This is a genomic window from Roseovarius sp. EL26, from assembly GCF_900327775.1.
Classification (GTDB): domain Bacteria; phylum Pseudomonadota; class Alphaproteobacteria; order Rhodobacterales; family Rhodobacteraceae; genus Roseovarius.
Map to the genome: position 1 here is coordinate 216,813 of NZ_OUMZ01000006.1, position 25,074 is coordinate 241,886.

At 52.5% G+C, this 25,074-nt stretch carries 22 protein-coding genes; 12 read left to right on the forward strand and 10 right to left on the reverse strand.

Translation table 11 applies throughout. From position 1 onward, the window contains the following. Positions 1–15 precede the first annotated feature (15 nt). Both D9A02_RS05950 and D9A02_RS05955 read left to right on the forward strand, forming a co-directional pair. Positions 16–1,398, forward strand: coding sequence for an aldehyde dehydrogenase family protein (locus D9A02_RS05950; protein ID WP_120500073.1), 1,383 nt, complete (start codon positions 16–18; stop codon positions 1,396–1,398). Beyond that, on the forward strand, positions 1,395–2,540 hold the full coding sequence (locus D9A02_RS05955) for an iron-containing alcohol dehydrogenase (protein ID WP_120500074.1): 1,146 nt from the start codon (positions 1,395–1,397) through the stop codon (positions 2,538–2,540). Before D9A02_RS05950 ends, D9A02_RS05955 begins: the two co-directional genes overlap by 4 nt. Positions 2,541–2,590: 50 nt before the next feature. Here the strand turns inward: D9A02_RS05955 and D9A02_RS05960 are convergent, their stop codons facing one another. Beyond that, on the reverse strand, positions 2,591–4,348 hold the full coding sequence (locus D9A02_RS05960) for an LTA synthase family protein (RefSeq protein WP_120500075.1): 1,758 nt from the start codon (positions 4,346–4,348) through the stop codon (positions 2,591–2,593). Between the two features lie 282 nt (positions 4,349–4,630). Between D9A02_RS05960 and murJ the strand changes: the two genes are divergently transcribed. Further along, the gene (gene murJ / locus D9A02_RS05965; protein ID WP_120500076.1) at positions 4,631–6,169 is read left to right on the forward strand and encodes a murein biosynthesis integral membrane protein MurJ; all 1,539 of its coding nucleotides are present in this window, start codon (positions 4,631–4,633) and stop codon (positions 6,167–6,169) included. A gap of 51 nt (positions 6,170–6,220) precedes the next feature. Here murJ and D9A02_RS05970 read toward each other — a convergent pair whose 3' ends face one another. Next, positions 6,221–6,907 (reverse strand): rhomboid family intramembrane serine protease, encoded by a 687-nt coding sequence (locus tag D9A02_RS05970; protein ID WP_120500077.1) that lies wholly within the window; start codon positions 6,905–6,907, stop codon positions 6,221–6,223. Positions 6,908–6,979: 72 nt separating this feature from the next. On the opposite strand from D9A02_RS05970, the gene trpS reads away from it, so the two are divergent. After that, positions 6,980–8,005 (forward strand): tryptophan--tRNA ligase, encoded by a 1,026-nt coding sequence (gene trpS, locus D9A02_RS05975; RefSeq protein WP_120500078.1) that lies wholly within the window; start codon positions 6,980–6,982, stop codon positions 8,003–8,005. A gap of 22 nt (positions 8,006–8,027) precedes the next feature. Here trpS and D9A02_RS05980 read toward each other — a convergent pair whose 3' ends face one another. Further along, a complete protein-coding gene (locus tag D9A02_RS05980; RefSeq protein ID WP_120500079.1) occupies positions 8,028–9,101 on the reverse strand; it encodes a PLP-dependent cysteine synthase family protein in 1,074 nt (357 codons plus the stop codon). A gap of 198 nt (positions 9,102–9,299) precedes the next feature. Between D9A02_RS05980 and D9A02_RS05985 the strand changes: the two genes are divergently transcribed. Continuing rightward, positions 9,300–9,791 (forward strand): VOC family protein, encoded by a 492-nt coding sequence (locus tag D9A02_RS05985; protein ID WP_120500080.1) that lies wholly within the window; start codon positions 9,300–9,302, stop codon positions 9,789–9,791. Here D9A02_RS05985 and D9A02_RS05990 read toward each other — a convergent pair. From D9A02_RS05990 to D9A02_RS06000, 3 genes are all read right to left on the reverse strand, one after another. Then, a complete protein-coding gene (locus D9A02_RS05990) occupies positions 9,785–10,438 on the reverse strand; it encodes a DUF1826 domain-containing protein (RefSeq protein ID WP_120500081.1) in 654 nt (217 codons plus the stop codon). The two genes, D9A02_RS05985 and D9A02_RS05990, sit on opposite strands and share 7 nt — an antisense overlap. Beyond that, positions 10,435–11,646 (reverse strand): GTP-binding protein, encoded by a 1,212-nt coding sequence (locus D9A02_RS05995; RefSeq protein ID WP_120500411.1) that lies wholly within the window; start codon positions 11,644–11,646, stop codon positions 10,435–10,437. Before D9A02_RS05995 ends, D9A02_RS05990 begins: the two co-directional genes overlap by 4 nt. Before the next feature lie 161 nt (positions 11,647–11,807). After that, positions 11,808–12,419, reverse strand: coding sequence for a hypothetical protein (locus D9A02_RS06000; protein ID WP_120500082.1), 612 nt, complete (start codon positions 12,417–12,419; stop codon positions 11,808–11,810). Between the two features lie 135 nt (positions 12,420–12,554). Between D9A02_RS06000 and D9A02_RS06005 the strand changes: the two genes are divergently transcribed. Next, positions 12,555–13,418: a branched-chain amino acid aminotransferase gene (locus D9A02_RS06005; RefSeq protein ID WP_120500083.1), complete on the forward strand. Its 864-nt coding sequence runs from the start codon at positions 12,555–12,557 to the stop codon at positions 13,416–13,418. Between the two features lie 43 nt (positions 13,419–13,461). Here the strand turns inward: D9A02_RS06005 and D9A02_RS06010 are convergent, their stop codons facing one another. Further along, positions 13,462–14,637, reverse strand: coding sequence for an acyl-CoA dehydrogenase family protein (locus D9A02_RS06010; protein ID WP_120500084.1), 1,176 nt, complete (start codon positions 14,635–14,637; stop codon positions 13,462–13,464). Between the two features lie 103 nt (positions 14,638–14,740). Here D9A02_RS06010 and D9A02_RS06015 point away from each other — a divergent pair, with 103 nt between their 5' ends. Beyond that, positions 14,741–15,646 carry a LysR family transcriptional regulator gene (locus D9A02_RS06015; RefSeq protein WP_120500085.1) on the forward strand — a complete coding sequence of 302 codons (906 nt, stop codon included), beginning with the start codon at positions 14,741–14,743 and terminating at the stop codon, positions 15,644–15,646. Positions 15,647–15,768: 122 nt separating this feature from the next. Here the strand turns inward: D9A02_RS06015 and D9A02_RS06020 are convergent, their stop codons facing one another. Together D9A02_RS06020 and D9A02_RS06025 are read right to left on the reverse strand one after the other, a co-directional pair. Then, entirely contained in the window at positions 15,769–17,058 is a 1,290-nt protein-coding gene (locus tag D9A02_RS06020; protein ID WP_120500086.1) for a hypothetical protein, read from the reverse strand. A gap of 17 nt (positions 17,059–17,075) precedes the next feature. Beyond that, entirely contained in the window at positions 17,076–18,728 is a 1,653-nt protein-coding gene (locus tag D9A02_RS06025) for a S8 family peptidase (protein ID WP_120500087.1), read from the reverse strand. Positions 18,729–19,150: 422 nt separating this feature from the next. Between D9A02_RS06025 and D9A02_RS06035 the strand changes: the two genes are divergently transcribed. From D9A02_RS06035 to D9A02_RS06055, 5 genes are all read left to right on the forward strand, one after another. Continuing rightward, entirely contained in the window at positions 19,151–20,422 is a 1,272-nt protein-coding gene (locus tag D9A02_RS06035; RefSeq protein WP_120500412.1) for an NAD(P)/FAD-dependent oxidoreductase, read from the forward strand. Positions 20,423–20,451: 29 nt separating this feature from the next. After that, on the forward strand, positions 20,452–20,868 hold the full coding sequence (locus D9A02_RS06040; protein ID WP_120500089.1) for a RidA family protein: 417 nt from the start codon (positions 20,452–20,454) through the stop codon (positions 20,866–20,868). 114 nt (positions 20,869–20,982) lie between these two features. After that, positions 20,983–21,657, forward strand: a complete 675-nt coding sequence (locus D9A02_RS06045; protein ID WP_120500090.1) for a DUF1028 domain-containing protein — start codon at positions 20,983–20,985, stop codon at positions 21,655–21,657. Positions 21,658–21,671: 14 nt separating this feature from the next. Further along, positions 21,672–23,168 (forward strand): aldehyde dehydrogenase, encoded by a 1,497-nt coding sequence (locus tag D9A02_RS06050; protein WP_120500091.1) that lies wholly within the window; start codon positions 21,672–21,674, stop codon positions 23,166–23,168. A gap of 32 nt (positions 23,169–23,200) precedes the next feature. Then, entirely contained in the window at positions 23,201–24,124 is a 924-nt protein-coding gene (locus D9A02_RS06055; protein ID WP_120500092.1) for a LysR family transcriptional regulator, read from the forward strand. Positions 24,125–24,254: 130 nt separating this feature from the next. Here the strand turns inward: D9A02_RS06055 and D9A02_RS06060 are convergent, their stop codons facing one another. Next, positions 24,255–25,043: a helix-turn-helix transcriptional regulator gene (locus D9A02_RS06060; RefSeq protein WP_162932974.1), complete on the reverse strand. Its 789-nt coding sequence runs from the start codon at positions 25,041–25,043 to the stop codon at positions 24,255–24,257. Between the last annotated feature and the right edge of the window lie 31 nt (positions 25,044–25,074).

Sequence of the window (25,074 nt, forward strand, 5' to 3'; positions counted from 1 at the left end):
GAGAAGGGAAGTGGCATGAGTCAGACATTGAAATGTATATCGCCCATCGATGGGTCGATCTACACAGAGCGTGAGACGCTTTCGAGCGATGCAGCCTTTGGTGTGGCGACGCGCGCACACGAGGCGCAAGAATCATGGGTTGCACGCCCGTTGCAGGAACGGATTGATCTGGTCATGGCAGGTGTTGCGGCCATAGGCGATATGAATGACGAGATCGTACCAGAACTGGCCCATATGATGGGGCGACCCATTCGGTATGGTGGTGAGTTTGGTGGGTTCAATGAACGTGCCAGTCATATGGCAAAGATTGCTGAAACGTCATTGGCTGACATAGAAGTCGGCGAGGATGATACGTTCAAACGCTACATTAAACGCATTCCTCATGGGGTGGTGTTTGTGGTGGCGCCTTGGAACTACCCTTACATGACTGCGATCAATACTGTTGCCCCAGCTTTGATCGCTGGGAATGCTGTGGTGTTGAAACATGCGACGCAAACCCTATTGGTGGGAGAACGTATGGCGCAGGCGTTTCATTCGGTTGGTGTGCCAGAGGGTGTGTTCCAGAATGTCTTCCTGACCCATGATGTGACCAATGATCTGATTGCTGGCCGTGCGTTTGATTTTGTTAACTTCACTGGCTCTGTTGGTGGTGGTCAGGCAATGGAGCGTGCGGCTGCCGGTACGTTTACTGGTGTTGGTACGGAACTTGGCGGCAAAGACCCCGGCTATGTCATGGAAGATGCCGATCTGGATGCGGCGGTTGATACGTTGATTGATGGTGCGATGTTCAACTCGGGACAATGTTGTTGCGGGATCGAGCGTATTTATGTGCACGAAAGCCTTTATGATGCGTTTGTGGAAAAGGCCGTTGCCATCGTGAATGGCTATAAGCTGGGCGATCCGATGGATCTCAACACATCCATTGGTCCGATGGCCAATGTCCGTTTTGCCAATGAGGTCCGGGCCCAGATTTCTGAGGCTTTGGAAGATGGTGCAACGGCGCACATCGCTATGATGGAGGCCGATGACGGCGGTGCGTACCTAACACCGCAGATCCTGACCAATGTGACCCACGACATGCGGGTGATGCGGGACGAAAGCTTTGGTCCAGTTGTCGGGATCATGAAAGTCTCGTCAGATGACGAAGCCATCGCGCTGATGAATGACAGCAATTTTGGCCTGACGGCCAGTCTCTGGACCGCTGATCTGGATCGCGCAGCATGCGTTGGTGACCAGATTGAGACTGGCACCGTGTTCATGAACCGTGCCGACTATCTTGACCCGGGCTTGTGTTGGACCGGTTGCAAAGATACTGGCCGCGGTGGCGGCCTGTCGGTGATAGGTTATCACAATCTGACCCGCCCAAAATCCTATCATATGAAAAAGGTGACATCATGAGCCTCACAGGAAACTGGTCGTACCCGACCTCGATCAAATTCGGCGCTGGCCGAATCAAGGAATTGCCCGGGGCCTGCGCGCAGGCGGGTATTAAGAACCCTCTTCTTGTCACCGACAAGGGGCTGGCTGGATTGCCGATCACAACTGAGACGCTGGACATTATGGAGGCCGCTGGCTTGGGCCGTGGTCTGTTCAGTGAAGTTGACCCCAACCCGAATGAACTAAACCTTGCGGCAGGCGTGGCGGCGTATAACGCCGGTGATCATGATGGTGTGATTGCCTTTGGTGGCGGTTCGGGCCTTGATTTGGGAAAGATGGTTGCCTTTATGGCTGGCCAGACACGCCCTGTTTGGGACTTTGAGGATATCGGCGATTGGTGGACCCGGGCGAATGCCGATGTCATTGCTCCAATTATCGCCGTGCCAACCACTGCCGGAACAGGGTCCGAGGTGGGGCGCGCCAGTGTCATTACCAATTCGGTGACCCACGTGAAAAAGATCATCTTCCATCCGAAGGTATTGCCCGAGGTGGTGATCTGTGATCCGGAATTGACCGTTGGCATGCCGAAATTCATCACTGCGGGTACTGGCTTGGATGCATTCGCTCACTGTGTTGAGGCATTCAGCAGCCCACATTATCACCCAATGTCACAGGGTATCGCGCTGGAAGGGATGCGTTTGGTCAAGGAATATCTGCCGCGTGCTTATGCTGATGGCACAGATATCGAAGCACGCGCACAGATGATGTCAGCCGCATACATGGGAGCAACCGCGTTCCAAAAAGGCCTTGGTGCGATTCATGCCATGAGTCACCCAATTGGCGCGGTGTTCAATACCCATCACGGCACCACTAATGCGGTTTGCATGCCGACAGTTCTGGCGTTTAATGCGCCTGTAATTTCAGAAAGATTCGAGACTGTTTCAGCCTATCTTGGCATAAAAGGCGGCTTCGATGGTTTCCGCAGTTTTGTGCAAGATCTTAATGATAGCCTTGGCATTCCTCGCCGTTTGGCTGAGCTTGGCGTGACTGCAGATTCCATTCCCAATCTGGCGAAAGAGGCGGTTATCGATCCAAGCTGCGGCGGCAACCCGATTGAGTTGACAGAAGAAAACCTGACAAGCCTGTTCAATACAGCGCTTTGATTGTTTACGGCCTGCAAGAAAGTTTGCAGGCCGTAATTTTGTTTCCGAAGCTATTCTTTGATGCCTGATTTGACCCGCATATAATTTACAAACTTGACCAAGTCATCTTGCTCGGTATTGTCAAAATCGGTTCCAACAAAATGAGTATCTTCACCATCTAGAGTTACGACTCCAGCGCGCTCATCCGAAAATATGGATATCTGATTTCGGTTATCCCCTCGCCGATGGAGGATATATTCAGGTGGTGCTGGCTTTTCACCCCAAATGACCCCTTTGATCGTGCTGTGGCACATTTCGCCGCCAAACAAGCCCATTAAGGTGTTGCTCAGGTCTACATGACTGTAGGGGGTTTTGATTATTTCTGGCTTCGAATTCAGAGTGTTGCTGACTAAGATTGCGGGCACTTGTGTGTAAGCTTTGGCCATACCAATACGATCAATCTCGCCCTTAGTGAGTGGTAACATTGACCGGTGATCTCCGACGATTATCAGGTGACCGGTTTCAAAAAAGCCCATCGTGTCCAACTCATCATGGAGACGACCTATCTGAGAATCGGTGTAACGCATCACGGCCTCGACCGAACGTTCGCCTGTATCTGGATGAACATGTGGGTGATGGCTGCTTACTGTCTTTACAAAGATAAATGGTTGTTTGGTTGCGTGATCTAGCGTTTGCAAAACATGATCAACCAGTGCTTCATCACCAGCAGAGTCAAAATGAAAACGTTCCATGCCATCATAAAAGGGGTGTGTACTTCCTTGGACGTGATCAAATCCAATCGAAGATGCCCACTTTCCCGTGGATGAAAAGCTCAAATCACCGCTTGTTAAGAAATAACTTTCATAACCTTGTTCTTCTAATATGCGGGGCAAAGACCGCTCTGGCTTCCATTGGCCGGCGAAGTTTGTACTGCCACCATTGCTGAAATTTTTTGGAGGATACAAGGGATGTTCAGCCGTGAGCAGTGAGACTTCCCCATCTTCTGTTGTAAATCCGTTGGCGTAAAAATCAGTCAGGGCAACATTGTTGCGGGCAATATCGTCCAGACGGGGCATCCAGTCGTTTTGCCCACTAAAGAAGTCCGTTTGGTAGGAGGACAGGGATTCAACCATATAAATAATGATAGGGCCGGATAAACGTGGGTAAATTACACAATGGTTTTCAAATGGATTTTTTGCAGATGTTGTAAATTCTTCTGAATATCCGCGATGCTCAGAAGCGATTACCTGATTGTAGGCGATGACGTTTTGATAAAACCTGAAGTGAACGTAGCCTGTATCTTTGCTGACCCAACACGCGGCGGAAAGTATCGTAATGGCCGCCATAATTACGGAGCCATTGCGAAAGCTGAGTTTTAATGAGCGCACTGCGTGAAAAATAACAATTGCCACAGCGATGAAGGCAACACCCGACAGGACGATGCCGAATATCATTATCCCATTAAAGTCGAGTATGTAGTTGATAGCATAATCGGAAAATTTGACGACGTCGGCCCAAGTTAGGCGTAGGGAAAACTGTCTGTAAACGATGACGTCGAGCAAGAGCGCTAACAACATGGCAGCAGCCACTAAAAACGGGATGAAGGCCAGCCATCGATTTTTGATGACTGCTGTCAGAACCAGACCCCCAAGTATGAGGGCAATCAGGGGGGCGTCATTACGTATGACTTCCAAAAAGGCATGATGCCCTTCTCCCATTCGGTATGTCACGATCCAGTTTATTTTATAAGCGCGGTAAAGCGTTGGAACAAAAGCGATAAAAAGAATAATCGGAAGGAGTAACTTGAGTATAGATAGGTTTTTAATCATCACATTAATACATGTCTAAAATATACGGTTTTGCCTATTAGTTAACAGAACTGTCACAAAAATGATAGAAAAATGACACTTATGGTTTTGAACCTCTCAACCAAGGTTTGAAGGTTGAACGACCGGATTTGGGTTTTTTGATCAGATGGATAAGCTTCGTGAAAGTTGTGGTAAAATCTAGCGGTGATTTAGAATATATAAGTTCAGCGATCTGATGACCCTTTCCCCATCCCGCTTGATCCAGTAAGCCTGCGCTAACATGCGATCAATAAAGGCCCTTTCATGAAACCCATCCGCCTTCTTTCCGGTGTTCTGACGGTGGGCGGCTGGACTTTGCTCAGTCGCCTTATGGGCTTTGTGCGCGATGTGATAATCGCGGGGTTAATTGGTCCTGGCGTTTTGATGGATGCCTATGTCGCGGCCTTTCGCTTGCCCAACATGTTTCGCCGGTTCTTCGCCGAGGGCGCGTTCAACGCGGCTTTTGTGCCGATGTTTTCCAAGCGGTTGGAATCAGGCGAGGATCCGAATGGATTCGCTAGCTTAGCGTTTAGCGGCCTAGCGCTGGTTTTACTTACCCTGTCTGGATTGGCGATGGTGTTCATGCCTGCGTTGGTCTGGGCTACTGCCGAAGGCTTTTCTGGCGACGAGCGGTTTGGCCTCACTGTTGATTACGGGCGTGTCGTCTTTCCCTATGTGTTGTTCATCTCATTGGCGGCACTTTTGTCAGGTGCGTTGAATGCAGCGGGTCGGTTTGCGGCAGCAGCGGCGGCGCCCGTGTTACTGAACATTATGCTAGTAATCGCAATGGTCACGGCTTGGCTGATGGGTGGCGGGGTAGCGCGGGCATTGATTTGGACCATCCCCTTTGCCGGCATAGCGCAATTGGCGCTGGTTTGGGTGGCCGCTGATCGTGCTGGTTTGCGCATTCGCCCAATCCGCCCGCGCTGGACGCCAGAGATGTCCAATCTTGTCCGGGTCGCGGTTCCTGCGGCGCTGGCTGGGGGGGTGGTACAGATCAATTTGGTGGTCGGGCAGTTGGTGGCGTCAAGCTACGACAATGCGGTCAGCTGGCTTTATTCCGCAGACCGGCTGTATCAATTGCCGCTGGGGGTTATTGGTATCGCAGTGGGCATCGTGTTATTGCCTGACCTATCGCGTAAATTAAAGGCCAACGATGACGAAGGCGCGCGGCATTCGCTGTCGCGGGCTGGGGAAATTTCATTGGCGCTAACGATCCCTTCCGCTGTGGCGTTGATGATCATCCCGTTGCCGCTGGTTTCAGTTTTGTTTGAACGCGGGGCCTTTGGTACCGATGACACTGCGGCAACAGCTTTGGCAGTATCGATCTACGGCCTGGGCTTGCCTGCCTTTGTTTTGCAAAAACTTTTGCAACCACTGTATTTCGCCCGCGAAGACACCAAACGCCCGTTTTATTATGCGCTTGTGGCGATGATTGTGAATGCTGCGATTGCCATCGGACTGTCCTTTTACATCGGTTGGATTGCTGCGGCCATCGCCGCCAGCGCGGCGGGTTGGGTTATGGCGGTTTTCCTCGGAGTGGGCGTGCGCAAATACGGAGATGTCGCCAAGTTTGACGCCCGCTTCCGTCGCCGCATCTGGCGTATTGTCGTTGCCTCGGCCTTTATGGGCTGGGTGCTGTGGAGCATGACCATCGTGTTGGGCCCGCTGTTTGCCGCAGGTGGTGTCCGATGGCTGGCACTGTTGATTTTGATCAGTTCAGGCGCAGTCAGTTATTTCCTGAGCGGCCATCTAATCGGAGCCTTCCGACTGGGTGACTTCAGGGGGGCATTGCGGCGCTGAGCTTTGTCAACGGACGTGATATAGTCCGAAGGCCGCCGCATATTTAAAAATCTACTCGTGCCGCATCATTGCCCGAATTTTTTGCCAGCCGCCGGGGGCGAGGACAAAAGATAACGTGAAACCACTTGCAAAGCCACTCAGATCAGCCAACCAATCCCGACTACCGCCAAACAACAGGCCAAACAAAAGCTGAATGCCCAGCAATAGCCCAATCAGGGAAAAGGCCCGCGCTTGTGGGGCGCCCATCTGGCCGAGTTTGAGCCACATGAGATAGGTGAAGCCCCCGATCAGGCCATAAACACCTGGGAAAGGGCCAAGCAACCAAGGTTGATCTCCGGCGACGAAGCCATAGACAACTGCGCCGACAAAGGAGGATACGACAAACAGCAGTAATGTAGCCCATTGACTGAAGACATCGCCAACAAACTTACCCAACGCCAGCACCATCACCCCACCAAACAGGGCCTGCGTAAAACTACCGCTAACAAAAGGGTATGTGATGAATCGCATCAGATGTTCAGCTGGATAGCGGTGATTGTCCCACATCCAGTCGAAAATATCAGCGTTGAAGCCATAAGTTTGAATGGCGTTGTTGCGCCAACCAATGGCCTGCGGGCCGCCAATGCCGGACTGTGCACCGATGGTAAAGATCGCCTCAACCCCGATCAGGGCCAGAAACAGGGCCACAATAACGGGTGGCAAAGGATTCACCGGGCTTTGCATATGCGGGTCGGACATGGTCGCTCTCCTTGACGGCGCTTTGGCACACCAGTAAGCGAGACAGACAAATAAATCCAGACGGAGATAAGCATGACCGAGGTGGTCCACACACCCCGCGTTTTTTCAGGCATCCAGCCTTCGGGCGGTTTGACACTGGGGAACTACTTGGGCGCGATGAAGCGCTTTGTTGATATGCAAGATAGCGGCGTTGAAACGATCTATTGCATGGTCGATCTGCACGCGATTACCGTATGGCAAGACCCGGCCAATCTGCGACGCGCCACGCGCGAGCTGTGCGCGGGTTATATTGCGTCTGGCTTGGATCCGGAAAAATCGATCCTGTTCAACCAATCTCAGGTGCCTGAGCACACGCAGATGGCGTGGATCTTCAACTGTGTTGCGCGCATGGGTTGGATGCAACGGATGACGCAGTTCAAGGACAAGGCGGGCAAGAATGCGCAGAACGCCTCTTTGGGTCTGCTGGCCTATCCGGCGCTGATGGCTGCGGACATTCTGGTGTATCACGCCACGCAGGTGCCTGTGGGAGAAGACCAGAAACAGCATCTGGAGCTGACCCGCGACATTGCGATCAAGTTCAACAACGACTTTGGTGTGGATTTCTTCCCGGTAACGGAGCCCGTGATCGAAGGCGCGGCTACAAAGGTAATGAGCCTGCGCGATGGATCAAAGAAGATGTCAAAATCTGACCCATCGGATATGTCGCGCATCAACCTGACCGATGATGCCGACACGATTGCCAAAAAAATCCGCAAAGCCAAGACTGATCCGGAACCACTCCCGTCCGAGGTCAAAGGGTTGGAAGAGCGCCCTGAGGCTCGCAATCTGGTTAACATCTACGCAGCGCTGTCAGAAAAAAGCGTTGATCAGGTGATGCAGGATGTCGGCGGCCGGACGTTTTCTGAGTTCAAGCCGATGCTGGCCGAATTGGCGGTTGAAAAGATGTCACCGATCTCGGGCGAAATGTCCCGTTTGATGCAGGACACAACCGAGATTGATCGTATTCTGGCCAACGGTAGCGAACGCGCCCGTGCGATTGCAAGCCCGATCCTGCAAAAAACCTATGACATTGTCGGCATGGTCGGCGCAAAAGTCTGAAACCTTTGCACCAAGCAGTGCATCAATCCATCTGATAATTCGGAGTGGAGCGGGAAATCTCCTGCTCCTCTTCTGACATATCCTCTGGAATGCTCTCGAACAGGGGCGTGGTCATATAGCGTTCACCAGTGTCGGGCAGCATGGCCAAAATGACAGACCCTGATTCAGCCTTTTCAGCGATCTGCATCGCAACGGCAAAGCTTGCCCCACCCGAAATGCCGGTCAGGATGCCCTCGTTCGCCGCTAATTTCTGGGCCCATTCAATGCCCGCAGGGCCGGGTACCGGGGTCAGGTCATGGATGAATTTCTTATCAATGGCTTCCTGTAACACCAGTGGGATGAAATCCGGGGTCCAGCCCTGAATAGGATGCGGTTCAAATGCCGGGTGGCTATGTGCGGGCGCCCCATCTTCTTCGCGGCCCTGCTCTTTACCACTTCCGAGCAAAGCGGCATTGGCGGGCTCAGATAGCACGATTTTGGTGTCGGGTCGCTTATCATGCATTACCCGGCCAATGCCGGTTACGGTACCGCCGGTGCCGTAACCGGTGACGATGTAATCCAACCGTTCGCCCTCAAAATCGCCAAGGATTTCCTGTGCTGTAGTGTTTTCATGGATAGTGGCATTGGCTTTCGTCTCAAACTGATGTGCCAGAAACCAGCCGTGCTTCTCAGCCAGCTCCGCTGCCTTTTTATACATTCCGAAGCCTTTTTCGGCCCGTGGAGTCAGTACCACCTTGGCCCCTAGGATCCGCATCAGGCGGCGACGCTCAATCGAAAAGCTATCGGCCATGGTCACCACCAGCGGATAGCCTTTTTGCGCGCAGACCATTGCTAGGCCGATGCCAGTGTTGCCGCTGGTCGCTTCAACCACGGTTTGGCCAGGCTTCAGTGTACCATCGCGTTCTGCTGTCTCTATGATACTGATCGCCAGTCGGTCCTTGACCGATGCAGCGGGATTAAATGCCTCGGCCTTAACGTACACTTGCACATGATCGGGGGCGAGGTTGTTGACCCGGATCACTGGCGTGTCGCCGATGGTTTCTAGAACGCTGTCATAGCGGCGGCCGCGTCCTTGCGTGCTGCGTGTTGATGTCATGATGTATCCCCCAGTTCAAAGTCGTCGAAATATGCTTTCATAATCAGCACATCGTAACATGAAACTAATCTTGCAGTGGGGTTAATCTGAAAACTGAGCAGGCCAGACTGTGCGATCCTGAACAGAGGGCTTTTGATTTGGGCAGATTGAACAGCAGTGAATAATTTCTTACTTTTTTACTAAAGAAAGGATCATGAAATGAGTAACACCATTCATCCCCAAACCAGTATTGGCCATGTCCACCTCAAAGTCGCGAATTTGGATCGCGCCATTGGGTTCTATTCCGGTGTGCTGGGTTTTGAGGTTCAGCAACGCAGTGCGCAAGCAGCGTTTTTATCTGCTGGTGGATATCACCACCACCTGGGTCTGAACACTTGGGACAGCCTCGGCGGCTCCCCTGCGCCACGTGGGAACACCGGACTCTATCACACCGCATTCCTCTATCCTGACCGTGCGCAATTGGCCGATGCCGTGCGTCGAGTGACTGAAGCGGGGATCGCAATCGAAGGCTCCGCTGATCACGGCGTTAGCGAGGCGATCTATACCTCGGATCCTGACGGCAACGGTGTCGAGCTTTACCGTGACCGCCCCGAAAGTGAATGGCCGCGCGAAGCCGATGGCAGCCTTGCCATGATCAACGCGCGACTGGATCTGGAGCAGCTGCTGTCAGAAGCGCCTGAAGTTCAATGATGGAACCTTTGCTCGGCTTCTTGATCCGGATCAAAAACCGGATCAAGAACAAGTACAAGACGAGTCTCTCCTGTACCTTCAATCGGGGGCGACCGGTGCACAAGACCGGACGGAGGGATCGTTGGGCTTAGCGTTCCACGCAACAAGATAGCCTTGCAACTTGGCATAGTGTGGATCTGTTCCGGATCGCTGCCACCCATCGCCGTGCCATATTGTGTTCCAGTCCCGCGATAGGTGCAGACCAGCCGCGCGGTAATCGCGTCGATATGGAACTTACGACAGGCGTTTGTGGTAACCACATCTAACCGTAGCCGCAAAAACGAAGCCTGCATCAAGTCCGAGAAGATTGTTGCCAGTTCCGAGATATCATTTTGGAGCCATTCAAGTTCCGGCCCCGTCGGCGAATTTGCGACCTCACACAGTTGGTGCACGGCGTCTGAAACAGCATTTGGTTGAAGAATGATCCGTCCCCGTGGCAGGCGGTTGGCGTCAACCTGATCAATCCATTCCTGGAATTTTGGATTAGGATGTCGTTGCAAGATGGCAGCGGGGCAATCGGCCTTCTTAAAGGCTGTCAATTCGCTGGGATCATCCGCAATAGCGATGTTCAAGTTGGCAGCAGTAACGTCGGCGGGCACAAAATTCATGCCGCGTCCTCTGCCCGGCGCCACATTGGGAACGGATCAGGGTAATCCGGCAGATCATCAAGCCCGGACGTTGCTAATGCAGGGACAAGACAGTTGTCTAATTGCGCCTTGAGTGCAGCCCAGTCGATATGTGCACCAATGAAGACGATCTCTTGCCGACGATCGCCCCAAGGCTCTTGCCAATGTGCCTGCATGTAGGCGCGGGCGCTGTCGTTTTCGGGGCGGCGTGCTTCTGGGACAGTCGCCCACCATTGTCCGAGGGGGGCGACAGAAGAGAGCGCGCCTGCCAAAGAAAATTCCGCGACCCAATCGGGGCGTGTTGAGATCCAGAAATGCCCCTTTGCGCGGATTACTCCCGGCATACTTCCGTTCAGAACCTCCATGATGCGTTCGGGTACAAAAGGCAATCGCGCGCGATAGACATAGGAGGTCACACCGTATTCTTCGGTTTCTGGCACATGATCTTCGAAGCCATAAAGTTCCTTGGCCCACATCGGATGCTCATGTGCTTTTTCAAAGTCGAACAAGCCGGTATCAAGGATAGTGCTGGCGGTCACATCGGACTGGTCGGTCTCGATGATCTGCGCATCCGCGTTCAGGCTGCGAATGATCTTTCTGGCGGCATCAACCTTATGTGGACCGGCGTCTGTCACTTTGTTCAAGACAACAACATCGGCAAATTCAATTTGATCGGTCAAGAGATGAACCAAGGTGCGCTCATCCTCTTCTCCCATTGTTTCGCCCCGATCACGCAGAAAATCGTGCGATGAGTAATCGTTCAATAGGTTCACAGCGTCGACGACTGTGACCATCGTATCTAAACGTGCGACGTCGGACAGGCTGTCGCCGAATTCATCCCGGAAGTCAAAAGTTGCGGCCACGGGTAGCGGTTCCGAAATTCCCGTGGATTCTATCAGGAGATATTCAAACCGACCTTCGCCCGCTAAACGGCGCACTTCGTCCAACAGGTCGTCCCGAAGTGTACAACAAATACAGCCGTTGGACATTTCAACCAGTGTTTCATCTGTACGGCTTAGTTCTGTATCCGCCCGCACCAAATCGGCATCGATGTTCACTTCGGACATGTCGTTTACGATGACGGCAACACGCCTGCCTTCGCGATTGTTCAATACTCGGTTCAGCAAGGTTGTTTTTCCTGCACCTAGAAACCCTGACAGTACGGTTACCGGCAGGCGGGAATCCTGAATATTCATATTTGCCCCACAAAGCTAAATTTTTAGCCGATCCAAAGAGGGCCAGAATGGCTCTCTCCGGCGGAATGGGTGCTTATATTTCATATGTTATAACATAACACAATGTGAATAATGAATCTATTTAGAAATTCGCACAGCTAAATGGGCAAATGAACTTATTGCGCTGCCGCAGCCAGCTCGCGTTTGTAAGCTAACACTTCGGCTCTTGGGTGCCATTCGTAGCGTGTGTCTTTGGGCAGTGGGGACCAAAACAAGGTGCCGCCCTCGCGCCATGGGTCTAGGATGATGCCTTGCTCCATGGTATCGCCTCGGCGGCTGATAATGGCGGTGGAATGCTCAATCCGGAATGCTTTGTCATGGTTGGCAATGGCGCGATGCAACTGCAAGGTTTTGAACCGCTCTTGTTTGAGCCGCTTTTCCATGTCCTCTGCCCAATGCCAGCACAACCCACGCGGTTTTATACCCATGTTAACTTTGGTGTTATGGACTAGTGGAGGGTCGGTAATTTCATATTCGCGTGCCAGCTGCGCGGTGTAGGAATAAGAGATGCTGGCTGCGCTCCTTGCTTCTTCCGGGTCAATGCCAGGGCCCATGGCCATGATCGCGTTGGTTAATTTTGTCACCTCATCCTGTGCGACCTGTTCGCTCACTTGCCCGCTAGTGTCCTGTTTGGTCACTGGGCCGTTGGTGCTGGGGGGGGTGGCGGTACAGCCCGCGATCACCATCAGGGGCAAAAGCAGTAAAGCGAACAGTCGAGCAATCTTCATGTGACACCATGGGCAAAATTAAGTCAGGCAAAGTGCTACCGCGTCGCGGCACGCTTGTCGAGGTTACGCTTCCGCACCCACTGGACCCTGTGCAGCGATCGGCCTACGGTGCCGGAATGAATGGGAGGCGCAACAATGGCAACAGGCAAGAATATCCGCACCTATTATCAGGGTACCTGGCATGACGGCGATGTGCCGGTTATGAAGGCCGCCGATCATGCGATGTGGCTGGGTAGCAATGTGTTTGATGGGGCGCGCTACGCCTATGACCTGACCCCGGATCTGGATAAACATTGCGCGCGGGTGAATGCTTCGGCCCGGGCCCTAATGTTGACGCCGACGGTTGCAGCCGAAGATATGGTTGAGATCGTGCATGAAGGTCTCAAGGCTTACAGTCCAGAGCAGGCAGTTTACATTCGCCCGATGTATTGGGGGGTTGAAAGTGGCTATTCTGCAATTGTCCCGGCGGATGGTGGAGAGATTGGGTTTGCCATCTGTTTGGAGGAAGTGCCGATGGCCGGGCCTGAGGTATCAACCACCTTGACCCGCACTGGGTTCCGCCGCCCGGTTCTTGAGGACGCTGTGGTCAATGCCAAGGCCGCCTGTCTTTATCCCAACAACGCTCGTATGCTGGCCGAAGCCAAGGCCAAGGGTTTTGGTAATGCGTTGGTGGCTGATGCTTTGGGTAATGTGGCTGAAACGGCGACCTCGAATGCCTTTGCCGTAAAAGATGGCGAGGTATTTACACCTGTGCCGAACGGGACCTTTCTTGCTGGGATCACCCGCGCCCGCCATATTGAAAACCTGCGTGCCGATGGCGTGGTGGTCCACGAGACCACAATGAACTTCGCCGATTTCCATGCTGCCGATGAAGTATTCCTGACCGGCAATGTTCACAAGATCACTCCGGTGACAGTCTTTGATGACACCCAGTATCAGATTGGCCCCGTCACTCGGCGTGCCCGCGAGATGTATTGGGATTGGGCGAAGTCGGAATAAAAAACAGCGGCAGAATGTGCCGCTGTTTTGAAATGTTTAATATTTATTCTTCGCCGTAGCCCTTTGGAATGGGCAAGTCGGGCAAGGTCTTGGCGCGTTTCATCAGGCTGCGGCCGATGACGACGCGGCTGATTTCGGTAGTGCCGTCAACGATGCGTAGCATTTGGCTCAGGCGAGACAGGCGGTCCATGCCGTAAGGCTTGAGCAGGCCCATGCCGCCCAGCACTTGCGTGCAGGTATTGGCTGCTTTGACGGCCGCATCTGGTACAAAACGTTTCGCGTGTGCCGCCATCAGCGGGCCTTCGGGTGTGCCCAGTGCATTGGCGGCGGCGCGGTACATCAGACGTGAGGCTTCCAAATCGGTTGCGACCTCGCCCAGCATCCACTGAATGCCATCAAGCTCAAGGTTCTTGCCGCCGAACATTTTGCGGTTCTTTGAATAGCTCAGCGCTGTATCCAATGCAGACTGCATCAGGCCACAGCAACCTGAGGCGATGGAGACGCGGGCAATATCGATGGCCATTAATGATCCTTGAAGGCCCTGACCGATGGGCAGGATGATGTTGTCTTGGGATACTACCACGTCCTTCATGTACATCTCAGAGAGGGGTAGGAATTGGTAGCTTGGTGTGTCGTACTTGGAACCAAACGTCAGTCCGGGCGTGTCGGCCGGAATGGCGATCATCGCCATGTCCTTGTGGCCGGGCTCATCACTGGTTTTGACAACAGTGAAGTAAACATCCGCTTCACCCGCGAGGCTGACCCAGGCCTTGGCGCCATTGATGGTCCAAGTGCCGTCATCGTTGATCACCGCACGGCTGTACATGTTGGTGGCGTCCGACCCGGACTGCGGCTCGGTCAGTGCAAAATTCGCCAGCTTGCGGCCTGATGTCAGATCACGCGCCCATTGATCTTTGAAGGCTTCGGTGCCGTAGCCACAACCTGCAAAGGTGCAGATATTGTGCATCGACAGTGCAAAGGCATAGGCACCATCACCCAAGCCCAGCTGTTCATAGACTTGAATACCATCACCCAACGACAGACCCTGTCCACCGAGTTCTTCGGGTGCATAAAGTCCGGCCAGGCCCTGCTCGCCAGCTTTGTCAGAGGCCTCGCGTGGCCAAACACCCGCCTCGTTCCACGCATCAACGTTCGGAGTAATTACAGTTTCTGCGTGCTGCCGCGCGCGATCTAGAATGTCTTGGAGTGGTGTGGGCATTTTGGCTCTCCCAGAGTGGCGGTGGGTTTCAATAATTGACCTCTAATTCGAAAGCGTGTTTTGTAAAATAACGAAAAATTTGAAAGTAGGATTGAAAAATTCAATGTCTAGACAGACACCCACGCTGAAAGGTTTGCGCGCTTTTGAGGAGGTTTACCTATGTGGAAGCTATACCAAAGCAGCCAAGGCGTTGAATGTACAACAGCCTGCGATAAGCTATCAAATTAAACGATTAGAAGAAGACCTGGAAACGACGTTGTTCGAAAAAGCGCAAGGCAGGTTGGCACCAACTCTTCATGCACATGAATTATACGATACAGTATCGCGGGCGTTTGGTAGTATCAGAAAAACCGCAGACAAATTGCGTCAAGCAGACAAATTGCCAACGATTTCAATCGCTACCTATCCAGGAATCGGTACCTATTGGCTGTCTCCTCGTTTGCCAAACCTGTCGGAAAACCTTGGGGTGCGAACCAAGGTTGTCACGTTGGTGAAAAACGATGACTTGTTGCGTGAAGAGGTGGATTGCTGGATTGTATTTGGCAAGGGTGTTTGGCCTGGTTTTGACGCAAAGCTGTTAATTCAGGAAGAGGTCTGTCCAGTGGCCTCACCCGTTGTGGCCCAACAGATCAGCGCGGCGGGTGGCAACATAGTGCCAGAGGGCATCGCCCTGATTGAGCAGGAAGATCCGGAAAATCGATGGCTTAGCTGGGATGCATGGCAAGATCAGGCACAGGGAAACTGGCAATTGCCGGACAAACGTATCGTTGTAAATGATCATGGTTTGGCTTTGCATCTTGCCTTGACAGGGGCTGGCTTGGCGCTGGGGTGGGTTGGGATAATTCAGGATCTGATAAAGGGTCAAAGCCTTGTTCAATTGTCGCCAGATCTGGTGACGTCCAAGTCGGGTTATTGGTTGTTGGGTCCAAGAGGGTTTTTTGAAACCGTAGAGGGGCAGCGGATCTTTGACGTTCTGACCGGACATCACCAAGTTGATGGTCAGGATTGAGGGGGTTGCCAGACTTCACAAATATCCCAACCAATATTCAGCGCATCACTGACAAACATGTCGGAAGTATTGAATATGAAAAGTCATGTTGTGTGGCCTGAACAGCAAAGCACATTAAATCTTCATGTGACCATGGCCTTAACAATCGCATACCCGATCTGAGAACTTTTTACATCTGAATGACTTTTAATGAACTGGCTGGATTCCAGATTGAATATCTTGCTTTTCTTGAAAGCATAGCCTGAGGCGCCTGCAGCCAACAGCTTACCGGGAATTGCTTCGGCTCCCATATGTAGCGCTCCATTTGCCCCCAATCCTCCATACTGACTTGGTGTACTCTGGGTAAACGATGCGTTTTGCCCAGCCAATGCGGATGCAATCGAATAGGCCACGCGGACAGGTGTATCATTAAACGTGTGCGTCACAAGGATGGGGCCGTTCACACAGGGTTTTGTCATCACTCCCCGGAAAAACCCTGGCTTTTGAGGTGGCGGAAATTTCGCGGAAAAGCTGTTATGTGAAAATGCAGCCTGCAATAGCGTCATGCTATTTGGCGCAGATAATGGGTGCCCATCCAGCGCAAGTGCTGCCATTGCTACAACGCGTGCGCCAAAGCTATGGCCAACGAAATGTATCCGAAGATCTGATTTCGCCCGACGTAAGCCAACCACACTTCTGGCAAGACCGTGGTTTCCAACATCTCCGGCCCGGCGTTTCATCACGTAAAATGTTGTGTAATTCAGGATGCTGCCTACCGCGCCTGCAGCGCCACCACCTCCACCTCCTGCCGCACCACCAGTGAAAGCATTGCTTTGCCCGTCAACTGTGACGAAATCAAATTGCGCCAATGCTTGATCTGGGTCGGCTGTAGCCTCAAAAAGCAAAGCATCGGCTTCATCCATCCCATTGGGGTTGAAAGGCAAGACGTTTCGTAGTGTTTCAAGAAATGCTGGCCAGTGTCCTTCATCGTTGACAGCAGCCTGAGTGGCCTCAACCAATGCTGTCTCCTGATCTTGAGTGATTTCTTGATCAAGCTCCTGAATCAACGCCTTGGCATCTTTAATAGGGTCATCAATTTCCGGGGACACAGAAGCAGCTCCACCTTGATGGCTGGTGTCTTGCTCAAAAGCTTTAAAACGCTTCGAAGGCCAAATCACGGCCAGAATGCCCACTTTCCGGTTCTTCAGTTTGGGTTCTTGGGCGCGATGCAACTTAATCTGTGCTAATAGCTTTTTGTAAAGACCCATCGCTTCGGTTTTGGAATTATTCCATCCGTGCGAGATCACTAGAAGGTCATCAAGCTGATGATTTTTAACAAAAGAATGCAATCTTTTCACATGATCCGCCCGCGCGGCATTGCCGCTTTTTCGGTAGGTGATCGTGATTGACGGAAATCCTGAAATCGTTGGCATAATGATATTCCTATGACTTAAATTGATTGAATCGCGCGCATCAGATCGATCAAACCTGCCCCCTGCATGTATCGGTCCCGTCCCAGATCAGTTGCAGTGTTAATAAATATTTCCTTTACCCGTTCTGGCTGTCCGATAAATTCTCGACGCACGGATAAAAATGCTGCAATGGCACCAGAAACGTGGGGGGCTGCCATGCTGGTTCCAGTTTGATCGACGTATAAATGCCTATGTTCTTTCGCCTTGCCCCGCTGCTGAGCGAGTGTTTCCGTAGCACAAGAAAATATCCGCTCTCCCGGTGCCAAAACATCCGGCTTGTATCTGCCATCCCCTGTAGGGCCCTTCGATGAGAAATATGACGGGCCATATTCGTGTGGCCTGTCACGATGCGTCGAGCCAACGGTTAACGCCAGCCTGGCATTGCCGGGGTCATTGATTGTCATCAGCATCCCAGACGGAAAGTTTTTGGTCATTTCTGTTCGTTTCGTCCCATATCCAGAGTTGCCCGCTGATACGACGACTGAAACACCAGATTTCACCAATCTGTCGACCTCAACGCAGAGGGGGCTTTGCCCGCAAGCAAACCACTTTGGGTCAAACGAATATCCGACGCTTAAATTGACACCATGGATGCGCAATACTCGGCCATATTCATTGATCTCCTGAATTTGCGCCAACGCAGCAATGATGTTCGACACCTGACCTGCCCCTCGGTCATCAAGAACCTTAAAACTCACAAGTTTGGCTAATGGTGCCATACTGGGGATATGCGAAACGGTGAATGAAGAAAAATCAGGTGCATTGTTTTCAGTGCGCCGTTTGAATGAAACGCAGGCATCTTTCTTGAATGTCAGGTTGTTCTGCGGGGCTTTGCCCCGGCCACCCCATCCCGCATCGGCATCAGCCAGGTATTCGCCGGCGATAATACCTGCGACATGAGTGCCATGACCAAAGCTATCGGTAAGAGCGGCGTCCTTCTCTTCATTTATCGCGGTGTCACGGTCTTCTTCAGGCAGTGTCAGAGGATCGGGCCAATCCTGTGTGAAATCCATATGGCGCACTGGTTGCTCTAATGTATCAAGATCGAGATTGTCGTGCCTTTTGAAATGCCAATGGTCGCCAGAAATACCAGAATCGAGCACCGCCCACACAACCCCTTCACCCTCGGCGCTAAAGGATTTGCGGGATGCATCTGCTTTGATCGTCGCTACGGTGCGATGCACATGTCTTTCGACTTCGAAATCTGGCCATATCATATAGACTTCGCGCTCTTTGAATGACGGGGCGATTTTGGCTTCCTCTCCCCCACTCAGGAAGTGAGCGGCAAGTCTACGTATCGTTTCAGGGGTAAGGCGCGCGAAGATATATTGAGGTGTAAGCCGTGTCTTACGCTTGAACACGACTTCTTTTAGCTCCCCGTTTTGCTCAATGTTATCTAAATTCAAAAGCTTCAGAACATTAGCCTTGGCAACATTCAGACCGCCGGGGAATGAAAAATTCAGATCTATGACAACGGGAATAGTTTTGGAAAGTTGTTGCGTTTTTGCAGTGCTTTCGGAACTGAATGGTTTAGCATCAACTTGCGCTATCCTCTCAAGCAAAGGTCGCGATACGATCATGCTTTCTAAGTCTGTAGGGTCAAAATTTTCTTCGTACTCGTCGAAATCCATAAATTTCTCCCGATCTGGTTCAGGAATAAGAGCTTGAAATCAAAAGTAGTATTTAAAATAGTCTATAACCCAAAACACCAATGCATTGAGTTGGTAATTGATAATAACTGTAACGGTAGAATCGCTTTCGGGCAAGTTTTGATAAAATTCCTCTTCGTAGTTTTGCGGAGTTCTTTAAAATCCAAGAGAATTCTGTGGGGGATGGTTAGGTGGCCTGATATTGATATTTGCGGCCAAGGCTGCGTGGCTGCTGGTTTTTGCATTCAAAATTTACTTGTTAGGAATTTCCTAAGAAGGGGTAAGAAAGAGAATACTTTTTACGCTTTGGATTTTGTGAAATCTCTGAATATGAAAATGGCGTAGGTGATCCTTAAGGGGTGAGCCAACGCACTCGCTTTGAACTGTCAAAGAAGGATCAAAACATGCCCGCCGATACACCCATCGAAAAAGTAGACACTCTTGTTGTTGGTGCTGGTCAGGCTGGCATCGCGCTGAGCGAACACCTGTCGAACAATGGCGTGTCGCATCTGGTGCTGGAAAAAAACCGTGTGGCCGAGGCTTGGCGCACCGGGCGCTGGGATTCGCTGGTGGCAAATGGCCCTGCGTGGCACGACCGATTTCCGAACCTTGAGTTTGACAAGGACGAGGCCGATGCTTTCCCGGGCAAAGAACGGGTCGCCGATTATCTCAATGAGTACGCGACCATGATCAAAGCCCCCATTCGCACTGGGGTCGAGGTGACCAGGGCCGAGCGCAACGAGGGCCGACAGGGTTTTACCGTCGAAACCTCAGAAGGGATCATTGAAGCCACAAATATTGTCGCCGCCACTGGCGCGTTCCAACATCCGGTGATCCCGCCAGTGGTGCCGCAAGACGCCCCTGTTAAGCAGATCCATTCATTTTACTATCGCAATCCGGATCAATTGCCCGAAGGTGCGGTGCTGGTGGTGGGGGCCGGATCATCTGGTGCGCAGATCGCGGATGAGCTGAACCGTGCGGGCCGCAAGACTTATCTGTCGGTCGGACCGCATGATCGGCCGCCACGTGCCTACCGTGGACGTGACTTTGTCTGGTGGCTGGGCGTGCTGGGCCTTTGGGACATTGCCGCGCTGAAGCCGGGAACAGAACATGTGACCATTTCCGTCAGCGGCGCTTACGGTGGCCAGACCATGGACTTCCGTCGTCTGGCAGGTGAAGGCGTCAATTTGGTAGGTATGACTGACACCTATGAAGGTGGTAAACTGACCTTTGCCGGCGACCTTCAGATCAATGTTGCCAATGGCGATGCTAACTATCTGGAAATGCTGGACTTGGCCGACGTCTATGTTGACCGCAACGGTCTTGATCTACCAGAAGAGCCACAAGCACGTGAGGCGTTTGCAGACCCTGACTGCCTGACCAATCCGATACGCGAGGTCGATCTGGCCGAGGCTGGGATCACTTCAATAATCTGGGCCACCGGGTTCCGACAGGACTTTAGCTGGATGAAGGTTGATGCCTTTGACGAGAAGGGCGCACCAAAACACCAGCGCGGCGTGTCAAAAGAGCCGGGGATCTATTTTCTGGGGCTGCCATGGCAGTCGCGTCGGGGCTCGACCTTTATCTGGGGTGTCTGGCATGATGCCAAACATGTGGCGGATCAGATCGCCATTCAAGATATATACCGGGCCTATCGCGGGCCAAATGACAGCTAACTTCGCATTATCAAAAGGACGCGCCCCCCATGGCCCATACTCGTATTCGCAAATTTAACACGAGCGACACCTACCCTGAACAGAACCTCGACAATGATCTGTGCCAGGCAGTGGTCACGCACGGTGGTAAGACGGTTTACCTGCGTGGCCAATGCCCGCAGAACCTTGATGACGCGGTCAATATTGGCAGTCACGATCCTGTCGAGCAGACCCATAAGGTGATGCAAAATATCAAGCAGTTGATTGAGGAAGCCGGCGGTGAGATGGAGCATCTGGTCAAGGTGGTGGTCTACATCACTGACGTGCGCCACCGCGAGGCGGTCTACCGTACTATGGGTGAATACATCAAAGGTGTGCACCCGGTATCCACCGGTCTGGTGGTGCAAGCGCTGGCCCGGCCTGATTGGCTGGTCGAGATAGACGGCACCGCCGTCATTCCTGATTGACAACGGGCGCAGGGGGCGGCCTGCCCCCTCTACCCATTCGGGCACTTACCCCCGAAGATATTTTTGGCCAGATGAAAGGCGGATCGCTTTTCTGGCCCAAGCTGGAGTTGACCAATGACCTTTTCCCTTGTGGCCCGCTGTGAAGAAACCGGCATGTTTGGACTGGCGATCTCATCGTCGTCCCCAGCTGTTGCCGCGCGCTGTTCTTATGCCCGGGCGGGTGTTGGTGCGGTTGCATCGCAAAACATTACAGATCCAACGCTTGGACCATTGGCACTGGACTTGATGCAGGGTGGTATGTCGGCGGATGAGGCCATCACAGGGGTCAAGGATCTGGGTAAGTTCATCGAATACCGACAGGTTCTGGCGGTCGACAAGAATGGTAACTCTGCTATTCATTCTGGGCCCAACAGTTTGGGTATCTGGACACAGGCGATGGCACAGAATGTCGCTTCTGGCGGGAACCTGCTGGCCAATGATGGCGTGCCACAGGCCATTGTCGATGGGTTCTTGTCCTCGACCGGTCACATCGGAGATAGATTGATTGCCGCGATGCGGGCCGGGGTGGCTGCAGGCGGCGAGGCAGGCCCCATTCACTCGGCGGGAATGAAGATTGTGGACCAGGTAAGCTGGCCGGTGGCTGATTTGCGCTGTGATTGGTCAGAGGATTGCCCGATTGAAAACATCGCAACGGCTTGGGAGGTCTACAAGCCGCAGCTGGATGCCTATGTGCAACGCGCGCTCGACCCTCGTGAAGCACCGTCTTACGGCGTGCCAGGCGACGAATAAACAAGGAGACTTTCATGCTTGATTATACTCATGATGATTGGAAATCTCGCGCTGCTGCGCTGACATTTCGTGATCAGGCCTTTGTTGATGGGAAATTCGTTGATGCGGCTTCCGGCAAGACCTTTGATAGCATTAACCCAGCTACCGGTGAGGTGCTGGCGCAAGTTGCCGAGTGCGACGAAGAGGATGTGAATCGTGCTGTCATTGCAGCACGCAGGGCGTTTGATTCAGGCAGCTGGTCGCGTGCGGCTCCCGGGGATCGTAAGGCGGTGATGCTCAAGCTGGCGGATCTGATCCGTGAAAACCTTGAAGAAATGGCGCTGCTGGACAGTTTGGACATGGGCAAGTTGGTAACAGATGCGGCCACTGTCGATGCCCCCGGATCGGCGCATTTTTTCCAATGGTATGCCGAAGCCATCGATAAAATTTATGATGAGGTTGCCCCCACTGGCCCCGGTGATCTGGCGTTGATCAAACGTGTGCCATTAGGTGTAGTAGGGGCGGTGACACCGTGGAACTTTCCGCTGGATATGGCGACATGGAAAGGGGCCGCGGCATTGGCGGCGGGCAACTCTTTTGTTCTCAAACCAGCGGAACAGTCACCTTTGTCAGCCCTGCGTCTGGCTGAATTGGCGGTTGAAGCTGGCATTCCTGAGGGAGTGTTCAACGTGGTGCCGGGCTATGGTTTGGGCGCTGGCAAGGCGTTGGGCCTGCATATGGATGTGGATTGTCTGGCTTTCACCGGATCCACTGCCATTGGTAAAATGTTCATGATTTATTCGGGGCAATCAAACCTGAAATCGGTCTGGCCGGAAACTGGAGGCAAAAGCCCGAACCTGATCTTCGCCGACTGTGAGGATCTGGATGCGGCGGCGGATATGGCGGCCTTTGGCATCTTCTTCAATCAGGGCGAGGTTTGTTCGGCCAATTCGCGGATCTATGTTGAGCGCTCGATCAAGGATGCGTTTGTCGAAAAGATGATTGCTCGCGCTGAAGCAATGCAACCGGGTGATCCACTTGATCCGACCTCTAAAATGGGTGCGATTGTGAATGAGCGCCAAACCCAAGGCATCATGCGCTTCGTAGAAGAGGGTAAAAAAACCGCTGATTTGGTTGCTGGCGGCGAAAGGGTCACCGTGGACGGTAAGGGTTGTTTTGTTCAGCCGACCATTTTTGCTGATGTGGCACATGATAATCCGCTTGCCCGTGATGAGATCTTTGGCCCGGTTTTGTCGATCATTCCGTTTGATACAGAATCTGAGGCCGTCGCCATGGCGAACGATTCTATCTACGGTTTGGCAGCGTCGGTCTGGACCGATAACCTGAACCGTGCCCACCGGGTAGCGGATGCGCTTTATGCTGGGACAGTGTCAGTTAATACAATGGATGCGTTATCGGCACAGACGCCATTTGGTGGGATGAAACAGTCTGGCTTTGGTCGCGACCTGTCTTTACACTCTTTGGATAAGTATACTGCTTTGAAAACAACATGGATCAAGTACCGGACCTGACCGGGCCCTGAAAACCAAGACTGGCTTTTGCGATGGCATTGCGTTTCACCTTGCGCCAACTGGAGTACTTCATCGCCGCTGGCGAATGTGGAAGCATCGCGGCGGCCAGTGAAAAACTGAATGTCTCGTCGCCGTCGATTTCCGCGTCGATCTCGCAGCTCGAAGCTGAGTTTGGCCTGTCTTTGTTTGTTCGAAAGCGGGCACATGGATTGACCCTGACCGAAGCGGGCATACGGCTGATGGAACAATCGGCAAAGGTTCTTCTTGCCTCAAGCGAGCTGTCCAGCCTGGCAGGAGAGATTTCAGGCAATGTGCAAGGGCCTCTGCGTCTGGGGTGCTTGCTGACGTTTGCGCAGATTCTCGCACCGCGACTCCGGCGTGAGTTCGAGGCAGAATACCCGGCAGTCACCATCAAACAATATGAGCTCAATCAGGTTGATATTTTCAGCCGCATCAGGCGGGCAGAGCTGGACGTCGCCCTGACTTATGAGCTGGACATACCTTTGGATTTGCAATTTGTGCCTTTGCTGGGATTGTCGCCATATGTGCTAGTTAGTCCAGAGCATCCGCTGGCAGAGCTGACTGAAATCAGGGTCGAGCAGTTGAAAGATCAGGCAATGATCTTGCTCGATCTGCCGCATAGTAGCGAGTATTTTCTGTCATTCTTTAAATCACAGGGACAACGGGCAAAAATTGCAGAGCGCACCCATGATATGGCCGTTATGCGTAGTCTGGTCGCCAATGGCTTTGGTTATTCCATCGCTAATATCCGTCCACTGAATGACGAATCCCCCGACGGTGGTAAGCTGAAGCTCATCCCATTGGTCGGCGATGTGCGTCCGCTAAACATGGGCCTTCTGATGGCCAAAGGCGCCGATACTAGTATTACGGTGCGGGCTTTCACCAGCCATTGCGAGGATATGATTCGGGAGAAAAGGTTGCCTGGGCTGACGTAGCAATCCGCAATCGCTCATCATTTATCGATTGTGATTCATATTCGTCTACGAGAACTAAATGTAACTTGCTTGGCAATAAAAGTGTGTCCGGGACAGTTATCGTGTTTGATGAATATTAAATGCGCACTTTCTACTTTCCCAACAAATATGGTGTGAGCAACGAAAACAGCTCGGCCTGCGAGGAAATCATACATTTCTTGTAAAGCTGTTTGCGGATGACCTTCACTGTTTGAGGGCTGATCCCGAGGGTCAAACCTATGGAAACCGACGAATGCCCTTTCAGGATCATGAAGGCGATTTCGGATTGGCGAGGACTTAGTGCGATGTCTTTTTCTGCCACTAACCGCTCGCGTAGCGTTTCTGGTACCGGTTCGGAACTGGTGGTTTTCGTGGATTGCAGGTCGTGCCATTGCTGTTTCGATAGCGCGGTCACGATTGGCGCGAGTGCGCGGGCTTGCGCTATCGCTTTTGTTGAGAATTTACGCTTTGAGGAGGCATCGCGTCCAATACATATGGTGACTGACACACCATCAGCAGGTTGCACAAAATAGATCAGTTCATCCACCAGCGTGGTGCGCCCGTAGTAGGCGGCAAAAAACTCGGTTCGTTGAAAGTGATCGGGGGCGATGTCTTTGTAACGGTACAGATCTTCGTTCGCGTCATTGAGATGCAAGGCATGAGCCGGGTCCAACAGATAAGCACCTCGGACATATTCGCTTTCCAACCTCTCAAAAACGCGTCTTACATTTGTATGTGAGAAAAATACCTCGGGTTTACGATCCTGAAAAAACGCGATGATGGTGATGTTATCAATGGCGCAGTTGCCCTGCAGCCAATGATACAAAGCTGGCGCAAAGTCGCTGGTGCCTAGGGCATTGATTGTATCGCCAAGCGCCTTGGAGGTGGTCTCATCCGTCATCATCATACCTCTCTGGGGGTATATACCCCTT

Excerpts from the sequence above, each read along its gene's own strand:
- D9A02_RS05955 (WP_120500074.1), top strand. The coding sequence starts at position 1,395 with ATGAGCCTCACAGGAAACTGGTCGTACCCGACCTCGATCAAATTCGGC.
- D9A02_RS06005 (WP_120500083.1), top strand. The coding sequence starts at position 12,555 with ATGGCAACAGGCAAGAATATCCGCACCTATTATCAGGGTACCTGGCAT.
- D9A02_RS06055 (WP_120500092.1), top strand. The coding sequence starts at position 23,201 with ATGGCATTGCGTTTCACCTTGCGCCAACTGGAGTACTTCATCGCCGCT.
- D9A02_RS06010 (WP_120500084.1), bottom strand. The coding sequence starts at position 14,637 with ATGCCCACACCACTCCAAGACATTCTAGATCGCGCGCGGCAGCACGCA.
- D9A02_RS05980 (WP_120500079.1), bottom strand. The coding sequence starts at position 9,101 with ATGACATCAACACGCAGCACGCAAGGACGCGGCCGCCGCTATGACAGC.
- D9A02_RS06000 (WP_120500082.1), bottom strand. The coding sequence starts at position 12,419 with ATGAAGATTGCTCGACTGTTCGCTTTACTGCTTTTGCCCCTGATGGTG.
- D9A02_RS06015 (WP_120500085.1), top strand. The coding sequence starts at position 14,741 with ATGTCTAGACAGACACCCACGCTGAAAGGTTTGCGCGCTTTTGAGGAG.
- D9A02_RS06025 (WP_120500087.1), bottom strand. The coding sequence starts at position 18,728 with ATGGATTTCGACGAGTACGAAGAAAATTTTGACCCTACAGACTTAGAA.
- D9A02_RS05985 (WP_120500080.1), top strand. The coding sequence starts at position 9,300 with ATGAGTAACACCATTCATCCCCAAACCAGTATTGGCCATGTCCACCTC.
- trpS (WP_120500078.1), top strand. The coding sequence starts at position 6,980 with ATGACCGAGGTGGTCCACACACCCCGCGTTTTTTCAGGCATCCAGCCT.
- D9A02_RS06060 (WP_162932974.1), bottom strand. The coding sequence starts at position 25,043 with ATGACGGATGAGACCACCTCCAAGGCGCTTGGCGATACAATCAATGCC.
- D9A02_RS06045 (WP_120500090.1), top strand. The coding sequence starts at position 20,983 with ATGACCTTTTCCCTTGTGGCCCGCTGTGAAGAAACCGGCATGTTTGGA.
- D9A02_RS05960 (WP_120500075.1), bottom strand. The coding sequence starts at position 4,348 with ATGATTAAAAACCTATCTATACTCAAGTTACTCCTTCCGATTATTCTT.
- D9A02_RS05970 (WP_120500077.1), bottom strand. The coding sequence starts at position 6,907 with ATGTCCGACCCGCATATGCAAAGCCCGGTGAATCCTTTGCCACCCGTT.
- D9A02_RS06035 (WP_120500412.1), top strand. The coding sequence starts at position 19,151 with ATGCCCGCCGATACACCCATCGAAAAAGTAGACACTCTTGTTGTTGGT.
- D9A02_RS05990 (WP_120500081.1), bottom strand. The coding sequence starts at position 10,438 with ATGAATTTTGTGCCCGCCGACGTTACTGCTGCCAACTTGAACATCGCT.
- D9A02_RS05950 (WP_120500073.1), top strand. The coding sequence starts at position 16 with ATGAGTCAGACATTGAAATGTATATCGCCCATCGATGGGTCGATCTAC.
- D9A02_RS06050 (WP_120500091.1), top strand. The coding sequence starts at position 21,672 with ATGCTTGATTATACTCATGATGATTGGAAATCTCGCGCTGCTGCGCTG.
- D9A02_RS06020 (WP_120500086.1), bottom strand. The coding sequence starts at position 17,058 with ATGCCAACGATTTCAGGATTTCCGTCAATCACGATCACCTACCGAAAA.
- D9A02_RS06040 (WP_120500089.1), top strand. The coding sequence starts at position 20,452 with ATGGCCCATACTCGTATTCGCAAATTTAACACGAGCGACACCTACCCT.
- murJ (WP_120500076.1), top strand. The coding sequence starts at position 4,631 with ATGAAACCCATCCGCCTTCTTTCCGGTGTTCTGACGGTGGGCGGCTGG.